The sequence below is a fragment of the Pedobacter sp. B4419 genome, assembly GCF_059693725.1.
The window spans coordinates 2,593,390-2,614,003 of record NZ_JCASSL010000001.1 but is presented as its reverse complement, the minus strand read 5'-3'; the positions used below and the strand labels follow the sequence as shown (position 1 = coordinate 2,614,003).

The following is a 20,614-nucleotide window of genomic DNA, read 5'->3' as shown; positions in this document are numbered from 1 at the left end:
AAATAAAAAGAAAAATCGCGCTCGATTTAAGTATTTGAACCAATGAACTATAAGCACCTTCAAGAAGAAGTTGAAAAACATGTGCTGACCTATTTCAGCACGCACCACGATGACAAGCTTGTTTATCATAACCTAGATCATACCCAAGACGTGGTGAAAGCCACGGTCCAAATTGCCAATCACTATCAGCTAAGCGATAGGGATTTTTTTATTGTTTATGCCGGAGCGTGGTTTCATGACACGGGTTATTTCGAAGACCCCATTAACCATGAGAAAAAAGGTGCCGAATTAGCAGGAAATTTCCTCAAAGAGCTTGAAGTGCCGGCTGAGGTTAGGGATGCAGTAGCTCAGGTAATTCTTTCTACCCGAATGCCTCAAAAGCCAACTAATCAGCTGGAAAACATTCTGTGCGATGGCGATCTTTTTCATTTGGGCAGCGAAAACTTTAGGAAGAAGGCCAAACTGATGCACAAAGAAGTAGAAATGCTTTATAACAAGCAGATCAGCAAGCTGGAATGGCGTAAAAAAGACATCGAATTTCTCGAAACCCATCAATACCAAACCGATTATTGCAATTTGTTGCTCAATGACCAAAAGGCCAAAAATTTAGACAAATTAAAGGCTAAACTGGCCGAAGAAGAAGTAGAATTAGCTCCGGTAACTATAAAAGACAAAATAGATACTGAAGAGGAGAAAGAAGAAAAACTGCGCAAGAACAAGGACAAAGAAAGGCCCGATAAAGGCATCGAAACCATGTTCAGGATTACTTCGGGTAATAATCAGCGCCTCAGCGACATGGCCGATAATAAATCGCAATTGCTGATTACCGTAAACTCTATCATTTTGTCGCTGATTGTGAGTTTGGTGCTCAGAAGGTTGGAAGACAATGCTTTTCTCATCGTTCCTACCTTTATTTTGCTAATGGTGGCACTTTCTTGTATCATCTTCTCTATTTTGGCTACTCGGCCTTCAATTCCCAATGGAGTGTTTAACGATAACGACCTCGAACGTAAAAAGGTAAACCTGTTGTTTTTTGGTAATTTCTACAAAATGGCCCTGCAAGACTATTCAAGGGGAATGATCAAAGTGATGAACGATAAAGAATTTCTTTACGGTACGCTCATTACCGATGTGTATTCGCAAGGGGTGGTGTTGGGCCGCAAATACAAGTTATTGAGAACAGCCTACAATATTTTCATGTTTGGATTGATTGCTTCTGTTCTTGCTTATGTTATTTCGTACGTTGCTTACGGTAAATTAGACTAAAAATGCCCGATATAAAAGTTGAAGACGCTTTTTTTGACAGAGATCTCAGTTGGCTTACCTTTAATGAACGTGTGTTGCAGGAGGCTGGAAGGTCAAACGTGCCCTTGCTCGAGCGCATCAAGTTTTTGTCTATCTATTCCTCTAACCTCGATGAGTTTTATCGCGTACGGATGCCCGTGCTGTTGGCATTGGCCAAGCTGAGCAAGAAAGAGAAAAACAACGTCAACATAGACGAGAGCATGCTCGATAAAGCAAATGAGGCTATTCATCAGCAGCAGCGCGAATACGGCAATATTTTAAGAACGAGCATTATCCCTGAGCTTAAAGCGCATCAGATCCATTTAATTTACGATGAAAAACTGCCTGCCGAATTAAACGAAGAGATTGAGCGCTATTTTTTGAGCCAAGTGCTGGCATTTTTGCAACCGGTTAACCTGGCCGAAGCCAAATCTTCCTTCTTTCCCAACAATAATGAGCTTTATTTCCTGATTAACCTGACAGAGGGCGTACAGGAAAAGACTTTTGTGCTGAATATTCCTTCAAATAACCTGCCGCGTTTTTATAAGATTGCCAAAGGCGACCAGACCTTTATTGTATTTTTAGACGATGTGATCAAATGTAACCTCAAACGGCTTTTCAAAAACGCAAAAGTTACGGGCTGTTTCAGTTTTAAAATTACCCGAAATGCAGAAATAGACCTTAAGGATGAGTATGCCGGCAGTTTGGCAGAGCAGATTGAAAACCAGTTACAAAAGCGAGATTTCGGCTTGGCTACGCGGTTTTTGTATCAGCCAGGCGTGCCACAGGCTACGCTCGATTTGCTCATCGATAAGCTGAACCTGCAAAATGCAAATTTGGTAGAAGGTGGGGGCTATCATAACCTGAAAGACTTTGCTTCCTTTCCGGTTAATATTTCAAATCTTTCCAACCCTTCGTGGCCTAAAATTGCTTATCCGCCAATTATTAAAGGCCAATCGATTTTTGATCAGATCTTGGCCAAGGATATCCTCATTAATCCGCCATATCAATCGTACGATAGTGTATTGCGCTTTTTTAACGAAGCAGCTACCGATGCCGATGTGCAGGAAATTTATGTGACGCTCTATCGCGTGGCCAGTGACTCGAAAATTGTAAATGCTTTGATCAGCGCAGCCAAAAACGGCAAAAAAGTATTTGTCTTGGTAGAGTTAAAGGCCCGTTTTGACGAAGCCAATAACATTAAATGGGCCAAAAAAATGAAAGAGGCCGGTGTAGATATCGTGTACAGCGTAACGGCTTTAAAAGTACACGCCAAAATTGCATTGGTTAAACGAAAAGTAGGTTTAAGAACAGTTTATACCGGACTTTTTGCCACTGGAAACTTTAACGAAACCACTGCTAATTTTTATACCGATCATATCCTGATGACAGCCCATCAAGGCATGTTGCGCGAAATGGAACTGGTATTTATTTTCTTGGCAAAAAGGGTGAGGCCAACCGATCCAGACCTGATGAAACTGGATTACCTATTGGTGGCGCAGTTCAATTTACAGGCTTCGTTTTTGGCTTTTATCGATCGGGAAATAGTCCAAGCCAAGCAGGGAAAAACAGCCTCGATAATCATTAAACTCAATAACCTTGAAGAAAAAGTGCTCATCGCCAAACTTTACGAGGCCTCACAGGCTGGCGTAAAAATCCAGTTGATTGTGAGGGGAATTTGCAGGTTAGAACCTGGTGTAAAAGGCATGAGCGAGAACATTGAGGTGAGAAGAATTGTTGACCGTTACTTGGAACATGGCAGGGTATTTGTCTTCCACAATGCCGGTAAGGAAGAGATTTATCTGGGTTCGGCCGATTGGATGAACAGGAATATTTACCGTAGGATTGAGGTTTGTTTTCCGGTTTTTGATGAAGAGATCAAGGCCGAAATCAAAGCGATGATCAACCTGCAACTGGCGGATAATGTACAGGCAGTTGAACTAGATCAAAACTTAAATAATATTCCGATTGTAGCTAAAGGAGAACCTGAACAATCACAGTACCGTATTTATCAATTTTTAAAAAATAAGTATGATGATCAAAACAGTTAAACATATTAAAAGATATCAAATAGGTTTCGTGGCATTAACCTTTGCGATTATGCAGTTATCCTGTGCGCAAACCAAAAGCAAAGGACCAGCAAATCCGCCGGGATATGATTTGAGCAAGCCTCAAAAATACAGCATGCCAGATGATTTGCAGGAAATATCAGGTATTGCATTTGACAAGGGCGATAACAAAATTGTATACGCAGAGCAAGATGAAGAGGGAAAGATTTTTCGCATGCCTTTGGGAACCAAAGACGAGGTAGCCACCAAATTTGCGGGCAAAGGTGATTATGAAGATATAGCTGTTAGCCAAGGCTGGGCTATTTTGTTAAAGAGCAATGGCACTTTGTTTGTATTTCCACTTAGCGAAACCCAAAAGCCAGAAACCACCAATGTACAAAAGATCGAAAACCTGGTTCCAAAAGGCGAATATGAAGGCCTTTTTGCCAATGAGGCTACTGGTGAGGTTTACATGCTTTGCAAAGACTGCAAGGTTGATAAAGGCATTAAACAGGCAAGTGGCTATATCTTGTCGCTTCAAAAAGACGGCAGCATTAAACCTAAAGGCACTTTTGTGGTCGATGCCAGTCAAATAGACAAGCTTTCGGGCAAGAAAAAAGGTGCCTTTCATCCATCGGCACTAGCCAAAAACCTTAAAACCAACGAATGGTATATCGTTTCGAGCGTAAACAAGGCCTTGATTGTAACCGATGCGAATTGGAAAATCAAAAATGTATACCACCTGAGCTCGAATATATTTAACCAGCCTGAGGGCATCGCTTTTGATACAGCCGGCAATTTGTATATTTCAAATGAAGGCAGCGAAACCCAGCAGGGAAATATCCTGAGATTCAATTACAAAAAACCTTAAATTTATAATAGCCAATTCTATCCGTTAACGTTCAAGTAGCCAGTATGATAAAAAAAATTACCTTTTCTATTATTTTATTATTCGGAAGTTTGTTGGGCCTGGCCCAAGATGCTGTAAAGTACCGCGTAATTTTAATTGGTGATGCTGGTGAAATGAATACCGGCCAAATGGAATCCCTAAAAAATGCAGCCAAGCATGTCATAAAGGGCAAAACCACTACGCTTTACCTAGGCGATAACATTTATCCAACCGGTATGGCCATTCCTGGCTTTGGCGATGAACAAGAGACCATTAAAATATTGCAGTCGCAGTTTCAGCCGATGCGGGAAGCAGGCGCTGCGGTTTATTTTGTGCCTGGCAACCATGATTGGGACAAATCTGGACCTAACGGACTGGAAAAAATCATCAGGCAGAGTGAATACCTCGAATCATTGGGCGATCCTTTGTTAAAACTGATCCCATCAAACGGCTGTCCAGATCCAATTGCAATTAAATTGACCGATAAGCTGACCATTATTGCCTATGATAGCGAGTGGTGGCTTTTTCCTTACAATAAACAAAATCCGGCAGCAGATTGCGATTGCCAAACCAAAGATGCGGTAATTGCCAAAATGAATGATTTGATGGAGCAGAACCGCGATAAGATGATTTTGCTGGCTTCGCACCATCCGTTTCAGAGTTATGGCTCGCATGGCGGTTATTTTACCTGGCGCAATCACTTGTTGCCCCTTACCTTGCTGAATAAAAACCTGATTATTCCTTTGCCGGTTATTGGCTCGATTTATCCTTTTCTGCGTTCTACGCTGTTAAGTCCAGAAGATTTGAACCACCCGCTGTACAAGGATATGATCAAAAGTGTAAACAGCGTTTTTGGGGATAAACCGAACGTGGTTTATGTGGCCGGACACGAACATGGCCTGCAGCTGATCAAAAGCAAGCAATTGCAGATCGTAAGTGGTGCCGGTTCAAAATGGTCGCCGAACAAAAAAGGCAAAAACTCGCTTTTTCACGAATATCGCCAAGGCTATGTCATTGCCGATCAGCTAAACAACAACGACATGCGCTATGAGTATTACGTATATGCGGATACTGGCGTGGTTAGGGTTTTCAGCTATACGCAACCTTATAAAGAGATTGCCGTGGCTAAAAGAAACGAATTGAAAGTAATCACTGCCGATAGTGTGAGCATTAAAATCCATCCATCGTATGATAGCGTAGGCAAGTTTCACCGTTTTCTCTTTGGCGAGAACTACCGCAAGGATTATGCGATGGAAACCAAGGTTCCGGTGTTGCATATCTCGAAATTTAAAGGCGGATTAAAGCCAACCCAGTTGGGCGGAGGAAATCAATCGCGCTCGCTCAGGCTCGAAGATAAAGACGGCAAGGAATGGGTACTCAGAAGCGTAGAGAAATATCCGGAAGTGCTATTGCCGCAAGGCTTAAGAGCAACTTTTGCCAAAGATATTTTGAAAGACAACATGTCTGCGCAGCATCCTTTTGGTGCTTTGGTGGTGCCACCCATTGCCGATGCGGTGAATGTGCCCCATAGCAATCCGATTATCGGCTGGGTATCGCCCGATGTCAATTTGGGAGAATATTCAAATGCCTTTGCCAATACTTTGTGTCTGTTGGAAGAAAGAGAACCTCTGGGCAATTCAGACAATACTACCAAAATGTTCAAAAAGCTCGACGATGACAACGACAATACCTACGATGGAGCTTTGTTGCTGCGTGGAAGGGCCTTGGATGTGATGTTGGGCGATTGGGATCGTCATGAAGATCAATGGCGCTGGAAGCCTGAAAAGGGCGAAAAAGGCTCAAAATATTTGGCCGTTCCGAGAGATCGCGACCAGGTTTTTTATAGCTCGGATGGTTTGATCCAACGCTATGCGCAAGGTTCTTCATTTTTACCGATGATGCAGGGCTATGAGAGAAATATCAAAAACATTAATTGGTTTTTATGGGAGGGCAGGGCGATGAATAGTCGTTTGCTTTCGCAGTTTACCGAAGCCGAGTGGGACCAAATCATCAGGGATTTTTGTGCCAAGCTAACCGACGATGTATTTGAAAAAGCCTTACGCAGATTGCCAGAGCCTAATTATACCTTGCGCCATGATCAGTTTTTGAAACAGATGAAAGAACGCAGGGATGCATTGCCAAAGCTGATGAACGAATACTATCATTTCTTTAACCGCATTGTAGATATTCAAACCAGCAATAAAAACGAGCGCGTATTGATTACGGATTCTGCCGACCAACACCTGAAAATACAGATCAATAAAATTTCAAAAGACGGCGATATCAAAGAAGAGATTTTTAGCCGCAATTTCGATCCAAAAGTAACCAAGGAAATCCGCTTGTACGTAAAAGATGGCAATGACAGCCTCATCTTGAACAATAAAACTTCAAATATTAAATTGAGGATCATATCAGGAGGAGGCAAAAAGATCTATGAAGTACCTAATGCCAGCAGAAGCGTACAGGTTTTTGGCCTTAAAAACAACAAATCCACTTTTAGTGGCGATGAGGTAAGCAAACTGAACAAAAGACTATCCACAGATACCTCGAATGTTTCTTATTTGGGCAAGGATTTGTACAGCCGTTACCAGTTGTTTCTCAATGCAGGTTTTAACAATGACGATGGCTTGTTGGCAGGCTTGAATTACAAGATCACCAATCCTGGGTTCAGGAAACAGCCTTATGGCAACCAGCAGAGTTTCTCTTTTCTGCATTCGTTCGCCACTTCGGCTTTTAGGTTCAACTACCGTGGCGATTGGTTAAAAGCTGTTGGCAAGGCCGATTTGGTGTTGAAGGCTGATGCTTTTGCACCTAACAATACCCAGAACTTTTTCGGAGTTGGCAACGAAACCAAGTTTGACGATTCTGGCGATGATGTGAAGTTTTACAGGGCCAGATTTAGTATCTATCAGTTGGAAGCTTCGTTGAGGTGGCGTAGGCCAAAATCGACCTTTACCGTTGGCCCGATTTTCCAATATTATAATTTTGATAAGGACGATAATGCAGGCAGATTTATCAATAATACGTCACAATTGCATTCTTATGATAGTTTAACCGTAGATAAAGACAAACTTTACACCGGCGTAGCAGTCAACTTTATCAATAATACCCGCGACAACGAGATTTTGCCGACACTAGGTAGCTATACCGATTTTAAATTGGTAGGCTACAAGAGTTTAAATAAATATGCCAGTTCCTTTGTCCAATTTACAGCGAATATTTCCTTGTACAAGAATTTGGACGGTAGGGCCAAGTTTGTGCTGGCAGATCGATTTGGCGGTGGTATAACCATAGGCAAACCTTCGTTTTACCAGAATTTGTTTTTGGGTGGACAAGGTAATTTGTTGGGCTACAGACAGTTTAGGTTCGCTGGGCAACACAGTTTTTACAACAACTTGGAGCTGAGAGCAAAACTGGGCGATTTTGTAAGCTACGTACTCCCTGGCCAGGTAGGCCTAATGGGATTTTATGATGTGGGTCGCGTTTGGAAAACCGACGAATCATCAGATTTATGGCACCATGGCGTTGGTGCCGGCGTATATTTTGCCCCAGCATCCCTAACCATTTTTAGGTTTGTGATGGGCTATTCGAAAGAAGGATGGTATCCTTATGTTTCGATGAACTTTAGATTTTAAAATTAACGAGAGATAAAACGTACACGAATAAATTTTTATGATTTCCTGAGATGGGAGTTGAAAATTTATTCTTGGTAAGTTCCATCCGACCATTAAAAAAATAAATAAACGGATGAATACTAATATTATTCAGATCAACAGAAACGAGTGCGTAGGTTGCCAAGTTGAGTTTACTTTGTCGTTTAGGCCTTTAATTGCTTACCTTAAAAATAGGCTGAAGACCGAACAGACGCTAAAGGCGGAGTTTTATCGTTTTTTGCTCGAGAAAATCGAACGCGAAGAAAAGTTAAAAAACACGATAGAAGTAGAGGAACTGGTTAAATACAAAGATACCCTAGAACTTATTTTTACTATTCTTACGCCCTTGATGGCCAATGAAAAGGATTTGTTTTGGGCTTTGAGCACACCTGTGCCCGATAAGATTTTTTTCAGCACCGATTCCTTTTACGATTTCCTTTCCTTTCACATCGAAGAGAAGCGCCAAAACGGCGAGCCGGCATCAAAGGAAAAACAACAGATGCAGTTTATTTATCGGATGATTTTGGAGCGTTTCTATAATTATACTTCGATATCAAGACACGAAATCCTGCATTCTTATACCAATCCGCAAACGAATTTAACCAAATACTATAACATCAATGCCGATACGCAATTTGTCGATATCAGCTATGATGGTGAATTGCCTGAGCTTAATTTTGAACAGGTAGCCACCCTTATTCAGGAAGGCAATGAGATAGAAATGCTCATGAATATCCTGCCTTTGAATAAGTTCAAGTTTGATGGCTTTACGGTAATTTCTTTAAGCGATGTAACCCTGCAGCACTCTATTGATGGAATTCGCAATGCCTTGGTTAACCATACTTACGAAAACGAAGCCTACGAGCATGTTATCCAGGCCTTAAAAACCTTGGCTGGCGACGGCCATATCGAATTTGGACTATTGCCGTTTTTGGTGGTTAATGGCAAATTTGTTTTTGACAACGAACAGAATTCACAGAGTATCCTGCTCAATTCGGGCAAGAAATATAACCTGCAGGAAGAATCATTTTATGCCTTGGTGAAAGATTATCAGGATCATCCACGTCCGGTGTTTTTCAATAACCTGGATGATGAAAAGATAGCCAGGTTTCCTTTCTTAGACGTGTTGCGCAAAAACGGAGTGCATTCTTATTCTTTCCTGCCAGTTTTCTATAACAATCAGTTGGCTGGGGTGCTTGAAATTTATTCGGCAGAAAGTTTAGAAGTAGACGAAAAACTGCTCACTAAGCTGCATTCGGCCATGCCTTTGCTGGGCCAATTGTTGCAATACCGCATAGAGGAGTTCGAAGCCAAAATGGATGCCGTATTGAAAGACAAGTTTACGGCCCTACAGCCTTCGGTACAATGGAAATTTAACCAGGTGGTATGGGATTTCCTTAAAATGAGTAAAGAGAAAAGGAAATCGACAGAAATAGAAACCGTTACTTTTAAAGATCTCTATCCGCTATTTGGGGCTATCGATATCCGCAATTCTACGGTAGAACGCAATTATGCATTGAAAGAAGACCTTAAAGTGCAATTGACGATCTTAATCGATACCTTAAATGGTTTACGGGCCATTATTCCGCTCGATTTGATAGATAAGATCCTGTTCAACTGTAAAGATTGGCGTAAACGAATCGAAGATTTTATCAGCTCGAGTGAAGAAGCGTTATTGAACGAATTTTTGGAACTGGAAGTGTATCCGATGTTGAAACACATTGAAAAAGGCCATCCAGAAGCCATTAACCTTGTTCAGAAATATTTTGGCAGCATCAACCCTATTGATGGTATTGCTTTCGAGTTCAGAAGAACCTTGGAAACCTCGATGCAGTTCATCAATACCTCGGTAAGCGAGTACTTAGACGAGGCACAGCAGGCCTTACAGGCTACTTATCCTTGCTATTTTGCCAAATTCAGAACAGATGGGGTAGAGTACGATATTTACATCGGCCAGGATATCGCACCAGACGTGCCTTTTGATTTGTTGTACCTCAAAAATATCCGTTTATGGCAATTAACGGCCATGGTAGAAGTGGCCCGTTTAACCAATGGATTGGTGAGCCAAATGCCAAGGGCTTTGCTCACTACGCAATTGATCTTTGTACACTCTAATCCAATAGACATCAGCTTTAGGAACGACGAACGTAGGTTCGACGTGGAGGGCGCTTATAACATCCGTTACGAAGTGGTGAAGAAAAGGATCGATAAGGTATTGGTTAGGGGAACAAACGAGCGTTTGACGCAACCTGGCAAAATCGCCTTGGTTTATTTCAACGCCTATGAGGCCAACGAATACCTAGAATATATCAAGTACCTGCAAGAACAGGGCTTTTTAAACAACGACCTCGAAACTTTGGAATTAGAAGAATTGCAGGGCGTAAGCGGTTTGAAAGCTTTAAGGGTAGGAGTAAACTACATGTCGTGCGATTTTTACGACGAGCAGTGGACCAAGCTGAAAAAGACCATCAAGAAAGCTCCATTGAAGAAGGCGAGTGCTTAAATTATCCTAAACTTTCGCGTGAGCATACTGCTCGTGCGTTGGAATGGTTAGCCATAGAAATTCAAATTTTCTTTTTTAATCCTAATTCGATTAATTAATAGTTGATGAAGAACATCTTGCATGATTCCCTGGGATTATATTTTAGATTAATCTTATATGTGCTGATCGTAATTTTATTTAGGATTGGATATATCGTTGTTGGGTTTTTGTTAGGATTTGGTTCAGCAAGTCCTCATTTTATTTCTGAATTGATTTTAGATGCTGTTGTTTTCTTGTTGAATATTTTAGTGTATTGGATTCTTCTCCACTTTATAAAACCTCAAAAAAAAGAATTAGAGTTTATAATTTATATCTCTGTTGACAATGTTATTTTACATATTGCAGTTTATGTATTTTTATTAAGCTGTTGCTTGTAATTACCTGTAAGAAAATAGCGGATTATGATTAGCTATTAACAGATTTCTTTAAATTTTATGAGCAGGAATATCTTGCATAGTTAAAGATGCTTTATTTATGAATTATAACTTCATCAAAGAAACTGTAAAAGATATTGTTGAATTATTTATCGAAGGAAACTTTGATCTTTTGTGGTTGAATGATTTTGATCATCGAATACCTCCAGAAGTAATCGCTGAGGCTGTAGATGGATATGGCAAAATGACTATGCCACCATATAGTTCTTTCGAAGAAATTGATGTCTATCCGACAGATGACCCTTACACGGTAAGGATAGATTTTGATTTATGGTTCGACGGTATTAAAAGTGACTTGACGCTTTGTTGTACAATTTACGAGCTGAAGGCAAAAAGGTATAGTATAGACGATATCAGAATGCTTTAATTTCTTCCCTAGGTCTTTGACGCACTGACTATTTAGATAATTTGTCCAGTTGTTTGCAGTTAGTTGCGACAAATTTTAAGAAAATAACAGATTAAAATTAACCACAGATTGACAGATTTCTTTAAATTTTATATCAATTAACTGCTGGTTAATTACGGGTCTGCCTTTTTGTAAAATCTAGGGTTTCCATCTTCTCCCCTCCATTTTCCTTTTTACCTCTTCCATTTTACATATTATCTCATTTCACGCAGAATCCCTCCTTAAAAGTTCATTTTATTTACAAAAAGAGACCGTTTTCAGAATCGCAATATCCTTGCCAAACGCACGTTCGTCCTGAGATTCGATGCGTTCGTCCTACGAAAACTACTGTTTGGGGAAAAAGTTTTTTTTATTCATTTTTTGTTTACATCTTGGGTGTAAATAATATCTACTTATGAAATCTAAATTAACCCTCACTATCGGACTGTTATGTCTGTGTAAGATTGTTTTCGGTCAAGATTTTTCTAAAGTTATTCCCCCCTCACCAGAGGTTGCGGCATTGGGAGTTTATGGCAATTATAAAGCCGACAATAACACAGGCACGGCTGGATTGAGTGTGCCGATTTATAACATTACTACTGCTAGATTTAACCTTCCAATAACATTAGCTTATAATGGTTCTAATGGTATTAGGATTGATGAACGTTCTAGTTGGGTTGGACTAGGGTGGGCATTAAGCGCTGGGGGAGTAATATCAAGAACGATAAGAGGGATGGATGATCTTTCTAGTTCAGGATTTAAATCAGCGCCTCCTCCTTCTGCAAATCAAATCCCTTCAGGTAGTTATGACCTGTCATATCTTTATAATGTGACACAAGGCAATGTTGATACACAACCTGATAATTTCTTTTTCAATTTTAATGGACACAGCGGGAAATTCATATTTGGTCCTAATGGCCAGCCGTTATTTATCGAGAGTTCTTTCTTAAAGCTTTCATATAATAATACTACAGGCTTCGATATTATCGACGAGGATGGAAATACTTATAATTTCAATACAAAAGAAAACGTATCAAATACGATACAAGGATCATTCAGTGGTGCAGGGACATCTGCTTGGTATCTTACTAAAATGATATCAGCAGATAAGACAGATACTTTGAATTTTGAATATGGAAATGATAATCTCCCAATTGTTGAAAACTCATATTCATTTAGCCAAAGCTATGGTACTAGCGGGCAATACTGCGCAAATAAGAGTCTAGATTTTGCTGCTATGACCACCTCGCAGAGGAGCTACACGGCGAAGAGGCTAAAATACATCATCTTTAAAGCAGGTTTTTTAAAGTTTAATTCTAGTGATGGTCGTCTAGATGGTGGTGGCTCGGCATTGAATAGCATAGAGTTGTTTAGAGGTAGTCCAAATATTTCAGGATACGAAAAAATCAAATCATTCAAATTTTTTACAAGTTATTTCAATACAACAGTTACAAATCCAATTGGACCAAATGATGGTTCGGTGCAGAAGCGCTTGCGCTTGGATTCATTGCAGTTTGCCACTGAATTGGATGCAAGAATTAATAGCCATACTTTTGAATATAGTAATGTTAATTTGCCACCAGTTAATAGCTTTGCACAAGATGATTGGGGATATTACAATGGTCATATCGAGAATACTTCCCTATTAAAAAAAGGCTCTGAAATCATCGATGGATTGCTTGTCAATTTTGGTTCCGCAAATAAAGATGTCTCTTTAGACCATATTGAAGCTGGGATACTCAAAAAAGTAGTTTTTCCTACTGGTGGTTATACACAGTTTGACTATGAACCCAATCAATATGCGCATTCTGAAAGAAAAGCTATAAATAGAAGTATTAGCTGTATTGCTAATGGGGGTATGACACCTACTTATACCGAAACTTTTATTGCGAATAATTTTTCTTATCCAACAATAACTGTGGAAATCAGACATATCAATGATTTGACTGGATTGCCAAATAGGCCATTTGTTCGATTGAAGAATTTAACGACAGGGCAAGTAGTCAATACAGTATCAGCAGATGTTTATAACGATATCCATTACACGGTTGCAGTAGCATTGGTGCCGGGTAATCAATATCAACTTTATGCGGAAGCAATTGGAAATCCCCTGGCTTATGCTAGAGTAGCTATCAATTATACTATTTATGAAGATATTTTGGATGTTCGCAAAGGTTTTGGCCTTAGAATTAAAGGAATTTCGAGCTTTGATGAAAATAATAGTTTGGCTTTTCAAACGAATTACAAATATGGTGAAAATGAATCTGGAATAGGAACAGTTCTTTCAACGGTTTATGGTTGGTCATCAACCTCTTATGAAAAGGAATACTTAAGTGGTGATCCCATACCTGTAAGTGGTGGAACGCAGACAGCGGGATGTGCCCCTTGCACTGGAAAAAGGAAATTTTGGAATAGTAATTCGTATTATCCACTAACTACGTCCAATGGTAGTTTAATAGCATATAAATCTGTAACTGTCTATTCTGGTAACAATATAATTGATAATGGAAAAGTAATATATAAGTACGAGGTGTTCACAGATAAAACACAACCTGGTTCTGCAAATTATCCAAATGACATTTATTTATTGACCTACGACTGGCCAAATGGAAAAATTGAAAGTGAATCCATATACAAAAAAATATCTAATGGATATTCTTTGTTAAAGCAAACTTTAAATGAATACGATGATTTGACTGGATCTGAGGGAAGAGGGTTGGAAATTGGTCTAGGAGTTACTAGAGCCGACTGTATGTTAAATGCCCCGCCTAATTTGAGTGAATATTATTATTTCGATTATCCCATTTATTCAGGAAGGCGATTATTAAAAAAAGTAATCGAGAAGATGTATGAAGATGATGGAGTGACGGTACAGCTTACAACGGCTAAGAACTTTTATTATAACTCTTATTTTCAGTTGATAAAGACAGAAATGGAAAGTAGTGATAAAAAGAATTTGATAAGCGAAATGTTTTATCCATTGGAAATGGTTAGCCAAGGTAGAGACCCAAATGGAATCTATCAAGGTATGCTTGGATTAAATATACTCACACCCGTAATAGAAACTAAATCATTAAAATCGAACACTTTGATTGATTATAAAAGAACTAATTACAATCTGTTCTATTCTAATATTTATGCACCCAATAGCATAGAAAAGATCAATTTAAATAATAACTCATGGGAAACAAGGGTTTTGTTCGATCAATATTCGAATAGGGGAAATAGCCTCTCTGTTAATATTGATGGAGTAAAAAAGGCTTATTTGTGGAGTTACAAAGGTGAGTACCCTATTGCTGAAATCCAGAATGTCGATTACGAAAGTGTAAAGAGTGTGCTTACAGAAAGCGCTATCAATAGTTTTAATAATTTATCTAATCCTAGCAAAACAGATGTAGATAATTTTATTGTCCCTTTAAAAGCAGCTCTGCCTAATGCTTTCATCACTATCTATACGTACCAGCCATTATTGGGGATGACCAGCCAAACTGATGTCAAGGGCATGACCATGTACTACGAATACGACGGTTTCCAGCGATTGAAATATATCAAGGACCAGAACGGGAATATCATCAAAAGCTACGACTACCACTACAAAAACTAGCGCCTCATGAAAAATATTAAGTTGATTCTTTTGGCCTCACTGTTTCTATCTGGAACAGCTATGGCCCAGCATATCACCCTTTCAGGCTATTCCGGCCAATCGCAGATCAGCGCGAGCGGCAGCGTTACACTGACCGACGGTTTCCAGGTACCCTATGGCAGCAATGTCCGCATCTTCACCGGTGCCAGCTTCCAGCTCTGTAATCCCTTGGTATCTTCGCCGAGTGCCAACCAGAATTACTTCCTTTCGAGGGTGTTCAAGGTGGCAGGAGTGAACAGCGGGAACATCAACAACTCGCGGAGCGTGTGCGAGGAAAACCAGACGATCCAGTACATCGACGGATTGGGCAGATCCTTGCAGACAGTAACGGTTCAGGGCAGTCCAAGCTTTGCCGATATCGTGCAGCCCTTTGCCTACGATGCCATTGGGCGCGAAGCGATCAAGTATCAGCCATACACGGTTGCAGGTAACAGCGGAGCCTACAAGCCCAGCGCCATTACCGAACAGCTGGGCTTCTACACAGGCCAGTCCGGCACATCAAGCATCAAACAGACTGCGCAACCCTTTTCGCAAACTATATTCGAGGCCAGCCCATTGAACAGGGTACTGGAGCAGGGCGCACCGGGTGCTGTATGGCAGCCCTACAACGCCTCGATAGCCAATTCTGGGCATACCGTAAAGCCGGTTTATGCAGTTAACAATGCAACAGATGTAGTAAAGCTGTGGACAGTAAATGCCTCGGGAGCATCTTCGATAGCAGACTACCCGGCAGGCACGCTATACAAAACCGTTTCCAGGGACGAGAACTGGACCAACGGAAAGGCGGGTACCACAGAAGAATTCAAGGACCTGGAAGGCCGGGTAGTGCTCAAAAAGATATGGGAAACGGAAAGCGTAGCCCTATCAACCCAATACCTCTACGACGACCTGGGTAACCTCCGCTACGTCTTGCCACCGGCAGTAACGGCAACGAGTTTTACGGAGGCTGATCCAGTATTTAAAAACTATATCTACGGCTACCATTACGACGGCAGGAAGAGGGTAATCGAAAAGAAGATCCCGGGCAAGGGCTGGGAGCATACCGTTTACAACAAGCTTGACCAGGTGGTGCTGACGCAGGACAGCGTACAGCGCATCAACGGCCAGTGGTCCTATGTAAAGTACGATGCCCTGGGCAGGACGGTCATTACCGGCACCGTTGCCAGTACCGCAAACAGGAGCACATGGCAGGCCGGTGCGGATGCGCAGACCCAGCTCTGGGAAAAAAGAGAGAACAATGCCGGTACCGACTATACCAACAACGCGATCCCCACAGCAAACTTTTCAAAGGCAAGTGTATTCAGCTATTACGACGACTACGGTTTCAGGAACATGGGTTCGGTCTATCCGGCCTCTTCGGTCGTAAGCAACCGGACGAGGGGCCTGCTTACAGGTACCAGGGTGTACCATGACGACGGCATCGCCTCCGAATGGGCGCTGACCTATTACAACGAGGACGGACGCGTAAAGGAGACCATTGCGGAGAACCATCTGGGCGGTACAGACAGGATAGTGAACACCTACAATTTTGCAGGTGAACTCACAGCCAGCACGAGGACGCATACGTCAAGCCCCAGCGGAACGCCAACGGTAATCGCTACCCGCTACGAATACGACCACATGGGGCGCAAGCTGGCCACGATGGAAGAGATCAACAGCCAGGGAGAAGTGGTGTTGGCCAAGCTCGACTACAACGAACTGGGCCAGCTATTACGGAAGAACCTGCACAGCACAGACGGTACCAGCTTCCTTCAGTTTACCAAGTTTGCCTACAACGAGCGGGGCTGGATGAAGACCAGCACTTCCGACCAGTTCAGCATGGAGCTGAAATACGAAGATGGCACAACGCCCCAGTTCAATGGCAACATTTCTAACCAGCTATGGGGCACTGTCGGACCATTGCCAAATGTCTTTGCCTACAGCTACGACAAGCTGAACAGGTTAGTTAATGGATCGACTACGGCAGGCATGGTCATGGGCGAGGCTTTGACCTACGATGTGATGGGAAACATTGCCACATTGGGCAGGTTTGACGGAAGCACGACCAAAACAGGTACCTACAGTTATACGGGTAACCAGCTGACTGGCATTACAGGTGGGGCTTTGGCTACCGGAGCCTATGCCTACGATGGCAACGGCAATGCCATAACTGATGGCAGGAATGGGGTATCCCTTACCTATAATTATCTAAACCTGCCTACTAGCGCAACAAAAAGCGGGCTGAACCTCAGCTATGTCTACGATGCCACGGGGGTCAAATTAAGAAAAACAAGTATTGCTACTTCCACTGCAACTACAGACTATGTGAAGGGCATCCAGTACAACAATGGGATAATCGACTTCATCCAGACTGAAGAGGGGTTGGCACGGAACAGCGGAGGAAGCTACAGCTATGAATACAATCTGACAGATCATTTGGGCAACGTTAGGTATACCTTTAACAGGCATCCGGTTACAGGCCAGCTACAGCCCCTGCAGGCAGATAACTATTATGCCTTTGGAATGAGGAAGATTGCAACGGCGGGTAATAATAAGTATCTTTATAATGGCAAGGAACTGCAGGAAGAACTAGAGCAGTATGATTATGGTGCTAGATTCTATGATCCTGTGATTGGGCGTTTTAATGTTATAGACAGGTATGCAGAAAAATATTTTTCTATGAACCCATATCAATATGGTGCAAATAACCCAATAAATAATATAGATGTAAACGGTGATAGTATATGGTATTCCAGAAATAAAAATGTTATAACAATGCATATGACAGGGAAGGTAATTAATGGCTCTAGCTTAAATATTGACATGAAAGAAGCCACTTCTGATATTGCAAAAGCTATATCAGAAACATTTAAAGGAAAATTTGAATCAGATGGTGAAAATTTAGTAATGAGATCAGATATTCGATTAGAAAGCGTTACTTCCATGGATGATGTTGCATCTTCAGATCATTTGCTTGTTATGGCTGATGCATCTGGAGATAAGGCAAGAGGAGCAACAAATGAAATTGGAGGTAAAACAATTCATTTAGATGCTTCCGATTATTCAGAAAAAGGGACACTATTAGGCCTTGTTGGCTGGTCAAACACTAGAACTGCAGTTCATGAAGTAGGGCATGCAGCAGGTTTAGAGCATTTCAAGGGTTTTACTTTCACTAATTTAATGAAACAAGGAGGGAAAGGCACGTCTTTAAATTCATCACAGATAGAAAGTATATATAAAAATAGAAATGTAAATCGAGGTTCAAATTCAGTGACCAATCCTTATACCGGTCAGAAATTACCAAATCCAATCCTTATCGAACCTGGGACATATAGACGTGGAATTATAAACAGTGTTGGACTAAAAACAAAATGGACAAACTAAAGAAAATTATTATTGTAATATCGATAGTAGCTTTAGTTGCTACGGGATATTTGTTGCTTAGAGAAAACAAGGTTAAAATCTATCTTCATATCGCAAATCCTGCTGAAGATATGGACCTCTTAGTAAAGATTGAGAATCGTGTTGTGTTTAACGACAGCTTACACTATCATCAGTATCAGGCAGAGATTATAAATGAAAAGCTAAAATTTGGGATGCATACAATTTCTATAATCTCGAAAAGTGCGAAGATAACAGCAAAAAAAAAGATTTTTGTGTTTTGGGACCAATATATAGTTGTTCAATATTACCCTAAAAGCGAATTAAACGAAAATGAATTTGATATTGACAACAGATTTACACCTTTTTATTTTGAGTAATTACTATTGGCATTTGAAAAGCCAATAGACAATGAAAGACTTTTACATAGTGAATTTTATTTCCGCGCAATTCTTGTGTTGGGGTTTAGTAGTGGCAAACTTGTACCTTTAAAAACCTGAACCAAGCTTTGCCCAAATGTTATCCAAATATAGTTAGCAAAAGCCCCAAGTCAGGCCTTTGTAGGCTTAGGCGCTAAGACTTGCACTAGATTGGGGTACAGTCAATAATTCACTGACAGATTATAATGATCCGGATACCAGGATTACTAGTTCGTTAAGAAGAGACGAGTTTTGTACCCGTAGAATTGATTCACAGATTCGAAAAGAGCAAGGCAAGGTAGAAAGAGCAGTGCCTTCGTTCAAAAAAAACATACTGATATATGAGATATTTTATTTTGATTTTAGTAATATGTATTATAGCTACAGGCTGTAAAATTAAAAGCACATATCATGAGCCTAATGATATATCAATATTGAAACAATGGAATGAAAAAACAATGAATTCTATTGAAGAGGAGTTAAATTCAAGAAAAGAATCGTTGTTAAAGGATAGACTTCAAAATCAGCTAGATGAAACGAAAGTTTTCATATACAATAATACCACAGGAGCCCTCGGTGGAGAGGAAAAAACACTTAGGGCTAAGTTTCTGGAGGAAATTTCAAAAAGTAAAATCAGGAATTATTTTGTGTTAGAAGTTGTAAAAAGTGGCGAAAAGATTGAAATAAAAAACTTACTCATATTAAACATGAAAGACGAATTATCAGTAGCGTCCTATGAATATTTTGGGAATAAATGGAACAAACTAAAAGATACAACAATAAATAAAATTGATTTTCACGCTGAACTAATGAAAAAAAGACATGTAAATGATCGTAGAGATAGTGGGCTACTCCATGTAATACTTAGCGAGTTTAATGGCTCTAATATCACTTCTCGGTTTTATCTAGGGGATATGATTAGTAAACAAGATGCTTTTTTTGAACTATTAAGTCAGTAACTGATAATTCAGAAGTATCCTTAATACATGGCTTAATAAAAACCCAAGTCAGGTCTTTGTGTAGGCTTAGGCGCTAAGACTTGCGCTAGATTGGGGAATTGAAATAGGTGCTGAGTTCAGCTAATGCTTATGAGAGATTTAGTTATAAAAGCAATTCCATCGGTACCCAAGCTCACGATGAGGAAGCAATGAGGAAATATTATAGTTCAAATAGCTCTTCCACTGGGATGTTTGGCATGTCGCTTCTACCTAGCTTAGATGGACATAATTTTAACGCTGATTATTTAAGGAATTATCCTTGCCTCTAAACCTAATGAAGGTACAGGCTGGGGGAGATCCACACATAAAATCTAAACCACACAATCACTAAGTTATGAGATGCTATATTCTATTTTTTTTAATAATTATTTTGTTCCCATCCTGTACCAATCAAATGGATGGGGAAAAGGCAGCAAAACAATATTGCGATTGCATGAAAAAAAATCAATACAACCGTTACTATTTTTACGCTTCAACGATTTGCGAAGCGGAAATTGCAAAGAAGTATAGGTTTTATAGGATATTTTATATGGACACACAAGATAAAGAATTCAACGAAAGCCTACCTCAGTCAACAAGGGATAGTACAAAGAAGTTCATTGATGCTTTTCTTGATTATCGCAATAAAAATGATTGTCCTCGTTAGCTTCAAACTTCAGCATACAGAGCGAGGGGGGCAAGGGGTTGATATGGGAAAGGTAAGCTATTAATAGACTTAAAAGTCGTGAAAATGTATTTAGATGTTATTGTTAAGCTGTTCAAAGTGCTTGCACTTGTCTCACTTGGGATCTATCTTATTAAAATTACTTCAAAGGAATCTGAAAATTATTGGCTGAAAGATACTCGTAGCCGAATGAAGATATTCATTCTGGCAATCGCCCTAATCGTATCAGCTATTGTGCTAGCTTTTGAATATATTAATCAGCCTTCCTGACTCAAAACCATAATTTTTTCAATCA

At 40.4% G+C, this 20,614-nt stretch carries 11 protein-coding genes; all 11 read left to right on the top strand.

The genetic code is table 11. The features are described from left to right. The first annotated feature begins 42 nt into the window (after nucleotides 1-42). The 11 genes from AC570H_RS10825 to AC570H_RS10775 all read left to right on the top strand — a co-directional run bounded on the left by AC570H_RS10825 (nucleotide 43) and on the right by AC570H_RS10775 (nucleotide 19,616). Nucleotides 43-1,266, top strand: a complete 1,224-nt coding sequence (locus AC570H_RS10825) for a Pycsar system effector family protein (RefSeq protein ID WP_497354579.1) — start codon at nucleotides 43-45, stop codon at nucleotides 1,264-1,266. Between the two features lie 2 nt (nucleotides 1,267-1,268). Beyond that, on the top strand, nucleotides 1,269-3,335 hold the full coding sequence (ppk1, locus tag AC570H_RS10820) for a polyphosphate kinase 1 (RefSeq protein WP_497354577.1): 2,067 nt from the start codon (nucleotides 1,269-1,271) through the stop codon (nucleotides 3,333-3,335). A 49-nt stretch (nucleotides 3,336-3,384) separates the two neighbouring features. Then, nucleotides 3,385-4,203, top strand: coding sequence for an SdiA-regulated domain-containing protein (locus AC570H_RS10815; protein WP_497354575.1), 819 nt, complete (start codon nucleotides 3,385-3,387; stop codon nucleotides 4,201-4,203). 44 nt (nucleotides 4,204-4,247) lie between these two features. Continuing rightward, entirely contained in the window at nucleotides 4,248-7,856 is a 3,609-nt protein-coding gene (locus AC570H_RS10810) for a BamA/TamA family outer membrane protein (protein ID WP_497354573.1), read from the top strand. A 112-nt stretch (nucleotides 7,857-7,968) separates the two neighbouring features. After that, entirely contained in the window at nucleotides 7,969-10,377 is a 2,409-nt protein-coding gene (locus tag AC570H_RS10805) for a GAF domain-containing protein (RefSeq protein ID WP_497354571.1), read from the top strand. Nucleotides 10,378-10,481: 104 nt separating this feature from the next. Next, nucleotides 10,482-10,793 carry a hypothetical protein gene (locus AC570H_RS10800; RefSeq protein WP_497354569.1) on the top strand — a complete coding sequence of 104 codons (312 nt, stop codon included), beginning with the start codon at nucleotides 10,482-10,484 and terminating at the stop codon, nucleotides 10,791-10,793. A 97-nt stretch (nucleotides 10,794-10,890) separates the two neighbouring features. Beyond that, nucleotides 10,891-11,217 carry a DUF7668 domain-containing protein gene (locus AC570H_RS10795; RefSeq protein WP_497354567.1) on the top strand — a complete coding sequence of 109 codons (327 nt, stop codon included), beginning with the start codon at nucleotides 10,891-10,893 and terminating at the stop codon, nucleotides 11,215-11,217. A gap of 433 nt (nucleotides 11,218-11,650) precedes the next feature. After that, nucleotides 11,651-14,839 carry a hypothetical protein gene (locus AC570H_RS10790; RefSeq protein ID WP_497354565.1) on the top strand — a complete coding sequence of 1,063 codons (3,189 nt, stop codon included), beginning with the start codon at nucleotides 11,651-11,653 and terminating at the stop codon, nucleotides 14,837-14,839. Nucleotides 14,840-14,845: 6 nt separating this feature from the next. Next, nucleotides 14,846-18,241, top strand: a complete 3,396-nt coding sequence (locus AC570H_RS10785; protein WP_497354563.1) for a DUF6443 domain-containing protein — start codon at nucleotides 14,846-14,848, stop codon at nucleotides 18,239-18,241. Then, nucleotides 18,229-18,618: a hypothetical protein gene (locus AC570H_RS10780; RefSeq protein WP_497354561.1), complete on the top strand. Its 390-nt coding sequence runs from the start codon at nucleotides 18,229-18,231 to the stop codon at nucleotides 18,616-18,618. The genes AC570H_RS10785 and AC570H_RS10780 overlap by 13 nt, the downstream gene beginning before the upstream one ends. Nucleotides 18,619-18,998: 380 nt before the next feature. Next, entirely contained in the window at nucleotides 18,999-19,616 is a 618-nt protein-coding gene (locus tag AC570H_RS10775) for a hypothetical protein (RefSeq protein ID WP_497354559.1), read from the top strand. The last annotated feature ends 998 nt before the right edge of the window (nucleotides 19,617-20,614 follow it).